This window comes from Flavobacterium chilense, assembly GCF_001602525.1.
GTDB lineage: Bacteria > Bacteroidota > Bacteroidia > Flavobacteriales > Flavobacteriaceae > Flavobacterium > Flavobacterium chilense.
On record NZ_LSYT01000010.1, the window covers coordinates 31,680 to 46,633 of the forward strand.

Genomic DNA, 14,954 nt, shown 5'->3' on the forward strand with positions numbered 1-14,954 from the left:
AGACTAAATAATCAAACAAAAAAAACCGAAGAACGTTTCTTCGGTTTTTGTTTTATATGGATTTCTAAAAGATGTAAAGCATTTACTCCATTCAATAAAACATCTAAACCTATTTTAAAGAAGCCATATCAATCACAAAACGATATTTTACATCGCTTTTATTCATACGGTCGTAAGCCTCATTAATATACGACATGTCGATTATTTCGACATCTGAAGTAATATTATGTTCTGCACAGTAATCCAGCATTTCCTGAGTTTCTCTGATACCGCCAATCAAACTTCCAATAATACTTCTTCTTTTCATTATCAAAGTAAAAACAGGAATTTCTGCCGGAGCAGGCGGCGCACCCACTACAATCATCGTTCCGTTTGTCGTTAATAAATTCAGATAAGCATTATGATCGTGTTTTGCTGAGACAGTATTGAGGATAAAATCGAAACTATTTGCCAAAGATTCCATTGTTGCAGGATCTGATGTTAATGCAAATTTATGTGCTCCTAATTTTTTAGCATCTGCTTCTTTTGAAGGAGAATGACTCAACATAGTAACTTCGGCACCAAAAGAAACGGCAAACTTAACCGCCATGTGCCCCAAACCACCCAATCCTAATACTCCAACTTTATGCCCCTTACCTACTTTTAAATAACGCAATGGAGAATAAGTGGTAATTCCGGCACATAATAATGGGGCAACTCCTTTGATATCTAATTTTTCAGAAACATGGAGTGTATAACTTTCATCTACAATAATACTGGTTGAATATCCGCCTCGGGTTGGAATATCTGTTCCTCTTTCGACACTATTGTAAGTTCCTGTCATTCCTTCGTCACAAAACTGTTCTTCTCCGGATTGACAACTTGGACATACTCTGCAAGAATCAACAAAACAGCCTACTCCTGCCAATTCTCCTACTTTAAATTTAGACACTTCACTGCCTACAGCAATGATTCGGCCTACAATTTCATGTCCGGGAACTAAGGGATAATTAACAGGGCCCCAATCTCCTTTTGCGGTATGAATATCGGAATGGCAAACGCCACTATACAAAATTTCTATCTGAACCTGATGAGCACCAACTTCTTTTCTTTCAAACGTGTAGGGTTTTAACGGATTTACAGCATCATATGCCGCATAAGCTTTTACTGGTATCATATTATCGCATTTTTAATTAGGGTATTAAAATTACGACAAAAATCGGCAACTAGATAAAAATTGATGTTGTAAAAAGATTAATGATAATGTCCGTCTTTTACATTCCGGTTCTGATGGCTTCAACCGGATCTAAATTTGCTGCTGAAATAGCCGGTAAAATCCCGGAAATTAATCCAATCAATGCCGCAAGTCCGGTTCCTAAAAGTATATTCCCTAAACTTAAAACAAATTCAAAATCAAGAGCTTTTGTCAAAATCAAAGCAATTCCCCAAACCATCAGCAATCCAATAATTCCACCAATTACAGAAAGAATAACGGCTTCGAACAAAAACTGAAATAAGATAAAACGATTTTTAGCTCCCAATGATTTCTGAATTCCAATTAAATTAGTTCGTTCTTTTACAGAAACAAACATAATATTTGCAATCCCGAAACCTCCCACTAAAAGAGAAAATCCGCTTATAATCCAGCCAACAACATTCATCTGTCCTAAAATCCCATCAATAAAATCTGTAAAACCAGAAAGCACATTAATGAAAAAATTATCCATTTCCCCTGCTTTCATTCCGCGAATGGCTCGCAATTTTTGTGCGACTTCGGCTTTATAAGCCTCCATATCAATCCCTTTTACAGGCTTTAGAACAATTACCGGAGTCATCGCATCACTATCACCATACATTCGTCGTAAAAAATTAGTAGGCAAATAAACTGATGTATCATTACTGTCTCCAAAGAAACCGGCACCTTGTTTTGCAATAACACCAATTACGGTAAAACGTTGCCCGTATAAGCGAATATTTTTTCCAATAGGATCACTTGTACCAAAAAGTCCTTCGGCAATATCATACCCCAAAACTATAACTGCCGTTCCTGAATTGGATTCTGATTCATTGTAAAATCTTCCTTTATCAAAACTCAAGCCTTCAATATCGACCATTTCGCTTGACGAAGGAACAATATTAACATCACTAACAGTTTTTGAATCGTATTTTAAAGTTTCATGTTTTACAAAAAGCTGATATGCGACTTGTTCTGTATTATTAAGTGAATTTTTCAAACCAATGTATTCGTCATATTTTACATTTGGAAACTGTTCTCTCTTCCATTGTGGAATTTCAGATGGCCCAAAGCAAAACTTCATTAAATAAATTGTATTTTTATCCAAACTACTCAAGTCTTTTGAAATTTTTCGGTCTAAAGAATCGACTGCTGCCAAAACAGCAATAATTGAAAAAATACCAATTGTTACGCCCAATAACGATAACAACGTACGTAATTTATTATTTCGTAAAGCGTTTATCGCAAAGCTTAAACTTTCTTTCAATAATCGTAGATAAACTAGCATATATTCATATTTTTCAATAAAGTAAAATTCAATAAATTAAAATCAAAAACCTAATAAAAGTTAACTTACTCATCAGTAGATTTTTTTAGCATAATGTTACATTAATTTTCTTTAAAATAATATATAAAAAAACTACTTTTGCAGTCTCAAAAATCATAACTACACAATGAGCACAACTAAAACAATACAATCAGCATTAATTTCAGTTTTTTCGAAAGACGGACTAGAGCCAATCGTTAGAAAGTTACACGAACAAAACGTAACTCTATACTCTACTGGAGGAACAGAAGATTTTATAAAAAATCTTGGTATTCCGGTAGTTCCGGTTGAAGATATTACTTCATTTCCTGAAATTCTTGGCGGAAGGGTGAAAACTTTACATCCAAAAATCTTTGGCGGAATTTTAAATCGTCAGGATAACGAAAGCGATGTACAGCAAATGAAAGAATTCGATATTCCGCAGATTGATTTAGTTATTGTTGATTTGTATCCATTTGAAAAAACAGTTGCTTCCGGAGCAAGCGAACAAGATATCATTGAAAAAATTGATATTGGCGGAATTTCATTAATTCGTGCCGGTGCAAAAAACTTCAAAGACACTGTAATTGTAGCTTCTGTAAATGAATATAGCTTACTTCTTGATTTGATTACAGAACAAAATGGAGCTACAACCCTTGAAAACAGAAGATTGTTAGCAACTAAAGCATTTCACGTTTCATCTCATTATGATGGTGCTATTTTTAATTATTTCAACACAGACGAAACAATTTACAAAGAAAGCATTGCAAATGGTCAGGTTTTAAGATATGGTGAAAATCCTCATCAAAAAGGATTTTTCTTTGGTGATTTTGATGCGATGTTCAAAAAAGTTCACGGAAAAGAATTATCATACAACAACTTATTAGATGTTGATGCTGCTGTAAACTTAATTGCTGAATTTAAAACTGACGGACCAACGTTTGCCATTTTAAAACATAACAATGCTTGTGGTTTAGCTTCAAGAAAAACAATTAGCGAGGCATATTTGGCAGCTTTGGCTTGTGATCCTACATCTGCTTTTGGCGGGGTTTTGATCTCAAACACTAAGATAGACCTAGCTACTGCACAGGAAATCAACAAACTATTCTGCGAAGTAGTGATTGCTCCAAGTTATGATGATGAAGCTATTACAGTTTTACAAGAAAAGAAAAACAGAATTATATTAGTTCAAAATGATGTTGAATTACCTTCAAGACAAGTAAGAACATGTCTTAATGGTTTGTTAATTCAGGACAGAAATAATATTACGGATAATAAAGAGCATTTAAAAACCGTTACAATTACAGAACCTACTGCTCAGGAGATCGAAGATTTGATCTTTGCTTCTAAAATCTGCAAGAATACAAAATCAAACACTATTGTATTTGCTAAAAACGGAACATTGATTTCATCCGGTACAGGTCAGACTTCAAGAGTTGATGCTTTAATACAAGCAGTTGACAAAGCAAAAGCTTTTGGATTTGATTTAACTGGTGCTTCGATGGCAAGTGATGCATTTTTCCCTTTTCCGGATTGTGTAGAATTAGCCAAAAAAGCAGGAATAACAGCTGTAATTCAGCCGGGAGGCTCAATAAAAGACGAATTAAGCATAAATTATTGCAATGAAAACAATCTTGCAATGGTATTTACAGGAACTCGTCATTTTAAACATTAATTTGTTTAACTTTGTTCAAAATAATTTATAACATTTTAAACCCCTAAAAAACTTATGGGATTTTTTGATTTCATGACCGAGGATATTGCGATAGACCTTGGTACCGCAAACACTTTAATCATTCATAATGACAAAGTTGTTATTGATAGTCCGTCGATCGTTGCACGTGATAGAATATCAGGCAAAATCATTGCTGTTGGTAAGGAAGCCAATATGATGCAAGGTAAAACGCATGAAAACATCAAGACCATAAGGCCTTTGAAGGATGGTGTAATTGCTGATTTTGACGCTTCAGAAAAGATGATTAATATGTTCATCAAAAGTATTCCGGCGCTAAAGAAAAGAATGTTTACTCCAGCCTTAAGAATGGTAGTATGTATTCCGTCTGGTATTACTGAGGTTGAAATGCGAGCTGTAAAAGAATCTTGTGAAAGAGTAAACGGTAAAGAAGTTTACTTAATTCACGAGCCAATGGCAGCAGCAATTGGTATTGGCATCGATATTATGCAACCAAAAGGAAACATGATTGTTGATATTGGTGGTGGTACTACAGAGATTGCTGTTATTGCTTTGGGCGGTATTGTATGCGACAAATCTGTAAAAATTGCAGGTGACGTATTTACAAACGACATCGTATATTACATGCGTACACAACACAACTTATTTGTTGGAGAAAGTACAGCCGAAAAAATAAAAATTCAAATTGGTGCGGCTATCGAAGATCTTGACGGACCACCTGAAGATATGTCTGTTCAGGGTAGAGACTTACTTACCGGTAAACCAAAACAAGTAGATGTTTCTTATCGTGAGATTGCAAAAGCATTAGACAAATCAATTCAGCGTATTGAAGACGCTGTAATGGAAACGTTATCTCAAACACCTCCGGAATTAGCTGCTGATATCTACAACACGGGTATCTATTTAGCTGGTGGAGGATCTATGTTAAGAGGTCTTGACAAACGTATTTCGCAAAAAACAGATTTACCTGTTTACATTGCCGAAGATCCATTAAGAGCTGTTGTTCGCGGAACGGGAATGGCACTTAAAAACATTGCAAAATTCAAAAGTATCTTAATTAAATAAGATTCGAAATAACTATAAATATATTTTTATAAGAGTTAGATGAGTTCAGTCTAACTCTTATAAAATCTGAAACAAAAAGCATATCCTGAAACAAAATAACCAAACAAGAAATGCAGCAAATTTTTAATTTCATTATAAGAAACAGTAATCGATTGCTGTTTTTGCTGCTTTTAGGTATTTCGTTGGCTCTCACCGTTCAATCACATTCTTACCATAGAAGCAAAGTAATCAGTTCTGCTAATTTTTTAACCGGAGGTGTTTATGAAAGAATCAATCGTGTAAACGAATATTTGAATCTAAGAACCGAAAATGACGAGCTTGTACTTGAAAATGCAAGACTAAAAAGCCTATTATTTAGCAAACAAGATACCGCAAAACTACCTTTACCAGACAGTGTAAAAGGAGTTAAACCTCAGGACATTATTGTTTCAAAAGTTATTCATAACTCATATAGTACCCATGAAAACTTTATTACTATAAATTCAGGAGCAAATGATGGAGTAAAACCTGATATGGGAGTAATAAACAGTTTAGGAATTATTGGCGTTATTGATGATACTTCTCCACGATATGCAACCGTGGTTAGTATCCTGAATATGAAATCGCAGATTAATGCCAAGATTAAAAAATCAAATCACTTTGGGTCATTAACCTGGGATGGAAAAAGCACCGGATTTGTTCAACTGGAAGATGTACCTAGATTAGCTTCTATCAGAAAAGGAGATACCATTGTTACAGGTGGTCAGTCTGTAATTTTTCCTGAAGGAATCAATATTGGAACAGTTGATAAAATTTACATCAAGAAGAACACAAGTTATTACGTCATAAACGTTAAATTATTTAATGATATGACAAACTTGGGTCACGTTTATATCATCAAGACTAAGGACAGAGAAGAACTTATTAATTTAGAAAACAAGGAAAAAAATGAATAGCGCTTTGTTAGTCAATATTTTTCGATTTATTATTCTACTAACAATTCAAGTTGTTATTTTCAATAATATGAATTTTTTAGGGTATATAAGTCCCTTTCCATATATCTTGTATATTATATTATATCCGGTAAACAGCAACAGAACAGGCTTAATTGTTTCTAGTTTTTTACTTGGATTAATGATGGATATGTTTTGTAATTCAGGAGGAATTCATGCAACGGCATGTGTTATTCTGGCGTATTACAGACCCTATATCTTTAAATTTTCTTTTGGATTGAGTTATGAATACCAAACAATAAAATTAAACGACTCCTTAACTCCGGAACGGTTTTCATTTATTCTAGTATCTGTTGTACTGCATCATATTGTACTTTTTGTACTTGAAGCTTTTCAGTTTAAATTTATTTGGGACATCTTGCTCCGAACATTATTTAGCTCTATATTTACAATAATCACCTCAATTATAATAATTTATCTTATTAAGCCGAATAAACGATGAGAAAAATTCTGCTGCCCTCTTTAATTATTATTGCAGCATCTTTGCTAGTGATTAGGATATTTTACCTACAGGTTGTTGATGATACCTTTAAGTTAAAATCAGAAAATAATGCCATAAAGAAAAAATACGACTATCCTGAAAGAGGTTATATTTATGATCGAAATGGCAAGTTATTAGTTGCCAATCAGGCTTCTTATGATATCATGGTTATTCCAAGAGAAATCAAAGAAGATCTTAATATTGGTGAATTCTGCGCATTATTAAATATTACCAGAGAAGACTACGACAAAAGAATTGCAAAGGCTAAAGTGTATAGTCCGAGATTACCATCTGTGTTTTTATCTCAGTTAAACAAAAATGAATTTGCCGCTTTTCAGGAAAAAATCAGAAAATATGAAGGTTTTTATTTCCAAAAACGTTCACTTCGTGATTACGAAGTAGATTACGGTGCAAATATTTTTGGATTTATTACGCAGGTAAACGAACGATTAATTGCCAAAAATCCTTATTACAATAGTGGAGATTTAATTGGACAACAAGGTGTAGAACAAAGTTACGAAGAAATTTTACGTGGTGTTAAAGGTGTAAAATACATCCAGAAAGACAAATACAACAGAGAAATTGGCTCTTACAAAGATGGTAAATACGATACTATCGCTGTTGCCGGAGAAGACATTAATCTAACAATTGATGCTGAACTTCAAAAGTATGGCGAGGAATTAATGATTAATAAAAGAGGAGGAATTGTTGCAATCGAACCTAAGTCAGGAGAAATTCTGGCGCTGGTAACCGCTCCATCTTATGATCCGGGTATTTTAGTTGGAAGACAAAGATCCAAAAACTACACTTTATTGTATCATGATTCTATCGCAAAACCTTTATACGACAGAGGACTTTTAGCAGAGTATCCTCCTGGGTCTCCATTTAAAATCCTGACTGGTTTAGTCGCTTTGCAAGAAGGCGTTATCAATGAGCAAACTACTTTTATGTGTCATCATGGATTTAGTTATGGCCGAGGACGTTTCATGAAATGTCACGGTTTTGGTCCGCATCAGTTACACAACGGAATTTACAATTCATGTAATACTTATTTTGCACAATCTTATATGTTGACCATCAACAAATATAAAGATCCGGGAAAAGCTGTTGACGTATGGAGTGATCACGTGAAAAGTTTTGGATTAGGTCAGTTTATGGGCTACGATTTACCAATTGGTAAACGAGGAAATATTCCAAATTCTAAAACCTATAAAAAAATCTATCCTAACGGTGGCTGGAGAAGCACAACAATTGTATCGAATGCGATTGGTCAGGGAGAAGTTTTAATGACCCCTATTCAGTTGGCAAACATGATGGCGACAGTAGCAAATCAAGGTTATTACTACACACCTCATATCATTAAAAAAATTGAAGGCAAAAAAATTGACGCTAAGTTTACCACAAAGCACGTTACTACAATTGATCAGAAATATTTCCCTCCTGTAATAAGTGGTTTATTTGATGTATACAACAAAGGAACGGCTCATGCACTTCGTGTAGAAGGTATTGATATTTGTGGAAAAACAGGTACTGCAGAAAACTTTGCCAAAATTAACGGTAAACGAACACAACTTAAAGACCACTCTATTTTTGTGGCTTTTGCCCCAAAAGACAATCCAAAAATTGCTATTGCAATTATGATTGAAAATGGAGGATTTGGTGCTACCGTTGCTGGTCCGATTGCGAGTTTGATGATCGAGAAATATTTGAGAAAGAAGATTACAAGAACGGATCTGGAAATTCGTGTTCTTAATAAAAGTTTAGCAAGCGAATATGCAAAACTAGGCGGAATGAACGCAGCCAGCGCAATTGAATCGACTCCAAAAGATTCTGTTATGAGGGCCAAAATCCTGAAAACAAAAGTAGAAGTTAAGAACACACCTATAGACACCACTAAAGAAAACTAACAAAGATTATTTCAAATGAAAAATCAAAGTGTAAAAAACAACATTGACTGGATAAGCGTTTTTATCTACATTTCGTTGGTCGTATTAGGGTGGTTAAATATCTATTCCTCATCATTACTATCAACTGAAGGAACTTATCAGAAACAACTTATTTTCATTGGTTGTACTATACCATTGATTTTTGTTGTACTTTTTGTTGACGGAAAATTTTATGAGAAATATGCCAGTATTATTTTTGGAGTTTCTCTATTATCACTGGCTGGTTTATTTCTATTTGGAAAAACAATTGCCGGACAAAGATGTTGGTACGCTATAGGAAGCTTTACTCTACAACCTTCAGAGTTTGCTAAAGCCGCTACATCATTGGCATTAGCCAAATACTTAAGTGACACGCAAATAAACTTAAAAGAGACAAACAGGCAAATTCAGGCTTTGGCTATTGTATTTCTGCCTGTGTTATTAATTTTACCACAACCTGATCCGGGAAGCGCTTTAATTTACAGTATTTTTATCATTGTACTATACAGAGAAGGCTTACCATCATGGTATGTCTGGACAGGTTTTATCACAATTTTATTATTTGTTTTAACGCTCGTTTTAGAACCATATGCTGTTATTTTAATTGCCTTAGGTGTATTGCTTATCATTCACTTTAAAGGAAGGGCCGTAGATCGAAACATTATTTTGAGCGGGATTTTATTAGCTATTATCTCTGCCTTTGTTTTATCTGTAGATTATGTTTTTGACCATATCTTCAAACAACACCATCGTGACCGTTTTAACATATTGCTTGGTAAAACTGTAGACATGAAAGGTATCGGATATAATACAAACCAATCAGAAATCGCGATTGGATCAGGAGGCTGGATTGGGAAAGGTTTTCTGGAAGGAACTCAAACCAAAGGAGGATTTGTTCCGGAGCAACATACCGATTACATTTTTACCACTGTTGGAGAAGAATGGGGCTTTGTAGGCTCGCTGGTTGTAATATCACTTTTTGTGGGTTTACTACTTAGAGTTATTTATTTAGCAGAAAGACAAAAAACAAAATTCAGCAGGGTTTATGGCTATTGTGTTGCCGGAATTTTATTCATTCACTTTTTTGTAAACATTGCAATGGTTATTGGAATCTTCCCTACTATTGGAGTTCCTCTTCCTTTCTTTTCTTATGGAGGTTCCGGACTTTGGGGATTCACTATTTTGTTGTTTATTTTCCTAAAAATGGATGCCAATAAAGTAAATGAGTGGTAGCATTTAAAAAGAGATCTTAAGCTAATCCGAATTGGTCGCAGTGTTTGTTCAATCAATCGTTTTAAATCTAAAACAGCTCTCTAAAACGACTTAAAAATCTCAATACTAACACAACAGACAGAGATATCACATCTAATGATTTTAGTCATCAAAAAAGACATCTGATAAGTCATTTTCAAGCATAAAAAAAGGTCCGAAGTTAAACTTCGGACCTTTTTTTATAGGCTATTATTAAATGTGTTCGCTTGGTCTTTTCTTTAAAAGTTTAAGTAAAACCGGGAACGTTGAGATAATGATAATGATAATAATGATATATTCTATATGTTGTTTTAAGTCTATTCCGTGTTTCAGAAAAACACCGTATAAATAGTGCCCTGAAAAGATTAGAATAAATGACCACAAAAACGAACTCAAAACATTAAAGAACATAAATTTCTTTTTATCCATAGAAACTATTCCTGCAATGATTGGAGCAAAGGTTCTGAAGATTGGAAGAAAACGTGCGTAGATAATCGCTTTTCCACCATATTTTTCGAAGAAATCTTTTGATTGTAACAAGTATTTCTTTTTAAACCAGAAAGAATCTTCTTTTTTAAACAAGTAATATCCGCTTTTGGCTCCAAACCAATATCCGGTCATATTACCCAAAACTCCCATTATTGCAACCAATGTAGAAAGTAAAAATACATTTATAAAATCTGCCGGAATATCGACAACGTTTTGCATTAGGTCCCTGCTATAAATTCCTGCTAAAAAAAGCAGACTGTCTCCCGGAAGAAAAAATCCTGCAAAAAGTCCTGTTTCAGCAAAAACAATAAACAAAACAATAAATAAACCAATTTGAAAACCACCGATACTTAAGGTAATATAAAATTCAGGGTTGATTAATTGAGTCCAATCAAAATTATTCATAAATGCGTTTGGTTATATTTATAAGTTCGTGAAATTAACAATAATTTGCTTTAACCACAATAAATTGCCGTATTTTAAAGTTTAATTAACTATTAAAAAGCCCAAGTCTACACCTGGGCTCTTAAGAATAATTATTCTCTTACATACTTACAACAAGAATGTAAATTTTCATAATCAGTATCAGTAGCTTTTACCTCTTTTGTATCGTGTCCAACTTTAGCAATAGCTTTGTTTAAATCTTCAGGAGAAGATTTCTCTTCATTTAAAATTACGGCTAATTGATGTGAACTGATATCCCATGTTGCCGATTTTACTCCCGGAACTCCATAAGCAGCTTTCTCAATACGCTTTTTACATTGTTCGCAATTACCATTTACTTCTGTAGTGTATTTTAAATTTTTATTTTTTTTAGTTTGAGCCTGAGCCGAAAATCCTAAAAAAGTTACTAATGCAATTAAAATTATTCTGTTCATCTTATTTATTATTTATTGTTATTGAAATTATTTTTTGCAATTGATACTGCTTCTTTATTTTATTTTAAATCGTAATCCTGCGTAATACATTTGTCCAAAGATTGGAGCATAGGCAACAGAAGCATCAAAATTAGGACCAAATGGATCTGCTGCTCCTAAGATCGCTTTTTCCTGTCTGTAATTACCAATATTCTCCCCTCCTGCATAAACCTCTAATACCGGAGAAATAACTCTTGTTACCTGAACATTCATTACTGCATATGAAGGCGAAAAGTCAGGAAACTGATCTGCAACAGGATTCGACGCCGTGTATGGCAATTGTTGTTTTCCGGACCAGTTAAAAGTATAATCAAACTTCCATTGTTTACCATTGTTCAAATTCGTTTCATATTCTAAATTTCCTAAGAAACGATGTTTTGCCTGTAACGGACGCTGAAAATTTCCTCTTAAATAATCCGTTTGAATATCATAATATTTATATGCTGTTCTCAAATTCAGATTATGAATTAACTCATAATTAAACTCTGCCTGAAAGCTGTTTGCAAATGATTTTCCTTTTAAATTATAGAATAAAACCTCTTGCGGACTTTGCATCAAATCAACCACTGCCTGATTTTGAAAATCGGTACGATACACATCAAAACCAACCTCAGCATTTTTATTAAAAAGACGGAATTTTTGAGAAAAACTCACTCCGTAATTCCAGGCTATTTCAGGATTCAATCCATAAATTTTTCCTGTATTATCCAGAATCGAAAACGTTCTTGAACTTGCGAAAAGCTGTTGATTTTCGGCAAAAATATTAGCTGATCGTTTTCCTCTTCCTGCAGAGAAACGGATTACTCCATTTTTCCATGGATTATATCTCATATGAAGACGTGGCGTTACAAAAAAACCTAATCGGTTATGATTATCTACTCTTCCACCTAAGATCAGACTAAAATTATCCGTATTATCATAAGTATATTCAAAAAATGCCCCAACTGAATTATCAATTCTACTGTAATCATTTACATTCACAAATTCCTGATACTGATCATAAGTAAAATTCAAACCTGTCGAGAATTTGTGTTTTGTATTATTGATGATTGAATTAAAAATTAAATTCGAATAAAAGCTGTTTTGTCTGATATCATACAGATTTAAACCAAAATAAGAGTTCTGATTGTGGCTGTTAAAGGCATTTTGAAACCCAATACTCTGATATGGCATATCTTTGAAAACATATCCAATTTTTGTTGAAACATCAAAACGTTCCGTATTAATCTCAGATCCCCAATGATTAGTTGTTCCGCGATCAGTATCTTTATCAAAATCAACTTCTCCGGTTTGTTTTTTATCATTCATATACCTGAAATTGATAAAACTCACCAAACCGCTTTCCGGATTATAATACTGATAACGATTCAGTACGTTAATTTGCTTTCCTAACGGATTATCCAGAAATCCATCATTATTCATATCATTCTTGGCTACACGGGCATTTCCATGTACAAAAAGACTCGTAGCCCATTTATCAGAAAGTTTTTTATTGAAATGTGTATTCAATTCAAAACGGGCATCTGTAGAACCATAAGCATTTAAGAAAAACGGAACATCGTTTAAAGGTTTTAAAAGCTCTGTATTTATTTGTCCCGAAATACTCTCGTAACCATTTACAACACTCCCCGCACCTTTTGTAATCTGAACACTTTCTATCCATGTTCCGGGTGTAAATGACAATCCGTAAGCCTGAGAAGCTCCACGAACCGAAGGAAGATTTTCTTCGGTAATCATCAGATAAGGACTTGTTAAACCAAGCATTTTTATTTGCTTAGTACCTGTTAAAGCATCAGAAAAATTAACATCAATTGAAGGGTTGGTCTCAAAACTTTCAGCCAAATTACAGCAAGCTGCTTTTAATAATTCTTTGCTTGTAATAACAGTTGTATTGGCAGTTAACGTATAGGATTTTTTTAATCCTTTTTGCTTTTTGGTAATTTTAACTTCCTCTAAATCTTCTTGCGAAAAAACAGAAACCGAAAGCAAAAACATAACAAAAAGCATTATATTTTTTTGCATAAAAAATGATTTTAATGTTTATTAGATAAATTGCTTTTGAAAATTTCCAATTGAACAGAAACTAACAAATAGCAGCATACAAGCCCAAATAAGGCTTGATTCTAAACATTAAAATCAGGAATAAAAAATGTACTGATGATATAACTTAAATAAAGGGGGCGCATTCGCATCAGAATAATACGAAATGATCTGATTGCTTTTGAAATTTGGAACTGATAAAAAAGCAATAGGTTTATACTCCTGAATTACAGCAGGAAAAGCAAGCTGAAAAAAGAATATCTTGAAAGTAGCATTATCTGATTTTTTCTCAAAATGAACTACTTTATCTTTACAACAAGATGATTTTTTTTCAGAATCGCCACAACATTTCTTTTCAGGAGATGCAGTAGCTGTAGTATTCAATGAAACCGAAGCAATTTCTCCTCCGCAATAATGTACATCAAAAGCAAAGCCTATGTTGGAGACCAACAATAGAAACGCTAATAATAATCCTGTACACTTTTTTAATTTCATACTGCAAAACTATTTAAAAGTCTTTAAAAAAAATCTAATAAAATGTTATTTTTTTAAATTTTGCTGCTGGTAATAAAATGCAGGGATAAATAATATGACAAATAGTGGCTGAATAATAAATCGTCGTACATAAAAAAGAAGCCAGTTCCATTCTGAAAAAGATTCCAGAATTATAAAAAAGACTGCAAAAAGTATAACCGCAAAAACTCCATATAAAAAAACACTAAATTTTAGCATATCGCGATCCCGAAATAACGTATAAATAAGTATTAAAGACAAAACACTATTTAATATAAACCGCAACAAAAGACTGCAAAAAAGTTTTAAGCCATCTGTTTGAGGTAATGGCAAATTTTTAAAATCTAATTCAAAATAAACCAGGAAAGGATCGTAAAAAAGTTTGTTTTCAAAAGTCCTGATAATAGCAAAACACAATACAATTAGAATTGCAACCAGAATTTTAAATTTATGCTCCAGAATTCTATTTAGCATATTTTGAAAATTTGTTTACCCATATCACCCACAACAGAAATACCAATCCATAAATAACCAAAGGAAAAAGTGTACCGTGTAAAAAGTGTCCGTTTTGAGGAAAATAAAACATTAAAACGGTCAGCATCGCAATACGTGATACATTTAAGATATAGATAAGCAAGGTTCCTGACAAAACAAAAATGAATGTTGTTTTACATTTTCCGGAGAAAGCAATTATAAAAGAAATAAACAGAATAATGACACTAATAGCATTACAACCTTCAACAATTCGGATAATATACTTTTTATTGTACCAAACTTCTAACCAGGAATCCACGGTGCTTTTATAAATTTTAATATCACAATTAAATACATTCATTAATTGCTCTACATTACGACCAACGATGTTTGTTATTCCATCGACATCATTTGGCCCAAAACTGTCCAGATAAAGTTTGTAAAACAATGTAAGCACAATATATACTCCAAAAAAAGTACTTATAAAAATCAGGAATGGCTTAAACTGGATCAGATATTTTTTCAAGTGGAATTTTTTTTCAAATTTATGTATTTTTTGAGTTTAGCTTTAAATACTTTTGTATAAAATTTTCAC

At 33.3% G+C, this 14,954-nt stretch carries 14 protein-coding genes; 6 read left to right on the forward strand and 8 right to left on the reverse strand.

Annotated features, from left to right (window positions below):
- Positions 1-109 precede the first annotated feature (109 nt).
- Both A4F88_RS20700 and A4F88_RS20705 read right to left on the reverse strand, forming a co-directional pair.
- Positions 110-1,156, reverse strand: a complete 1,047-nt coding sequence (locus tag A4F88_RS20700) for an NAD(P)-dependent alcohol dehydrogenase (protein WP_068844680.1) — start codon at positions 1,154-1,156, stop codon at positions 110-112.
- Positions 1,157-1,253: 97 nt separating this feature from the next.
- Positions 1,254-2,501: an ABC transporter permease gene (locus tag A4F88_RS20705; RefSeq protein ID WP_068844681.1), complete on the reverse strand. Its 1,248-nt coding sequence runs from the start codon at positions 2,499-2,501 to the stop codon at positions 1,254-1,256.
- A gap of 166 nt (positions 2,502-2,667) precedes the next feature.
- Here A4F88_RS20705 and purH point away from each other — a divergent pair, with 166 nt between their 5' ends.
- From purH to rodA, 6 genes are all read left to right on the forward strand, one after another.
- Complete coding sequence (gene purH, locus A4F88_RS20710) at positions 2,668-4,194, forward strand: bifunctional phosphoribosylaminoimidazolecarboxamide formyltransferase/IMP cyclohydrolase (RefSeq protein ID WP_068844682.1); 1,527 nt, start codon at positions 2,668-2,670, stop codon at positions 4,192-4,194.
- Positions 4,195-4,248: 54 nt separating this feature from the next.
- The gene (locus A4F88_RS20715; protein ID WP_007804822.1) at positions 4,249-5,277 is read left to right on the forward strand and encodes a rod shape-determining protein; all 1,029 of its coding nucleotides are present in this window, start codon (positions 4,249-4,251) and stop codon (positions 5,275-5,277) included.
- A 110-nt stretch (positions 5,278-5,387) separates the two neighbouring features.
- Entirely contained in the window at positions 5,388-6,212 is an 825-nt protein-coding gene (mreC, locus tag A4F88_RS20720; protein ID WP_068844683.1) for a rod shape-determining protein MreC, read from the forward strand.
- Complete coding sequence (locus A4F88_RS20725) at positions 6,205-6,711, forward strand: rod shape-determining protein MreD (protein WP_068844684.1); 507 nt, start codon at positions 6,205-6,207, stop codon at positions 6,709-6,711. Before mreC ends, A4F88_RS20725 begins: the two co-directional genes overlap by 8 nt.
- Positions 6,708-8,657, forward strand: a complete 1,950-nt coding sequence (gene mrdA, locus A4F88_RS20730; protein WP_068844685.1) for a penicillin-binding protein 2 — start codon at positions 6,708-6,710, stop codon at positions 8,655-8,657. Before A4F88_RS20725 ends, mrdA begins: the two co-directional genes overlap by 4 nt.
- Before the next feature lie 15 nt (positions 8,658-8,672).
- Positions 8,673-9,908, forward strand: a complete 1,236-nt coding sequence (rodA, locus tag A4F88_RS20735) for a rod shape-determining protein RodA (protein ID WP_068844686.1) — start codon at positions 8,673-8,675, stop codon at positions 9,906-9,908.
- A gap of 231 nt (positions 9,909-10,139) precedes the next feature.
- Here rodA and A4F88_RS20740 read toward each other — a convergent pair whose 3' ends face one another.
- The 6 genes from A4F88_RS20740 to xrtF all read right to left on the reverse strand — a co-directional run bounded on the left by A4F88_RS20740 (position 10,140) and on the right by xrtF (position 14,885).
- Positions 10,140-10,820 (reverse strand): DedA family protein, encoded by a 681-nt coding sequence (locus A4F88_RS20740; RefSeq protein WP_068844687.1) that lies wholly within the window; start codon positions 10,818-10,820, stop codon positions 10,140-10,142.
- Positions 10,821-10,951: 131 nt separating this feature from the next.
- Complete coding sequence (locus A4F88_RS20745) at positions 10,952-11,293, reverse strand: heavy-metal-associated domain-containing protein (protein WP_068844688.1); 342 nt, start codon at positions 11,291-11,293, stop codon at positions 10,952-10,954.
- Between the two features lie 54 nt (positions 11,294-11,347).
- Positions 11,348-13,354 (reverse strand): TonB-dependent receptor plug domain-containing protein, encoded by a 2,007-nt coding sequence (locus A4F88_RS20750; RefSeq protein ID WP_068844689.1) that lies wholly within the window; start codon positions 13,352-13,354, stop codon positions 11,348-11,350.
- Positions 13,355-13,468: 114 nt separating this feature from the next.
- Complete coding sequence (locus A4F88_RS20755; protein ID WP_068844690.1) at positions 13,469-13,867, reverse strand: HYC_CC_PP family protein; 399 nt, start codon at positions 13,865-13,867, stop codon at positions 13,469-13,471.
- A 45-nt stretch (positions 13,868-13,912) separates the two neighbouring features.
- Complete coding sequence (locus A4F88_RS20760; protein ID WP_068844691.1) at positions 13,913-14,359, reverse strand: exosortase F system-associated membrane protein; 447 nt, start codon at positions 14,357-14,359, stop codon at positions 13,913-13,915.
- On the reverse strand, positions 14,349-14,885 hold the full coding sequence (gene xrtF / locus A4F88_RS20765; RefSeq protein WP_068844692.1) for an exosortase family protein XrtF: 537 nt from the start codon (positions 14,883-14,885) through the stop codon (positions 14,349-14,351). The genes A4F88_RS20760 and xrtF overlap by 11 nt, the downstream gene beginning before the upstream one ends.
- Positions 14,886-14,954: the final 69 nt, after the last annotated feature.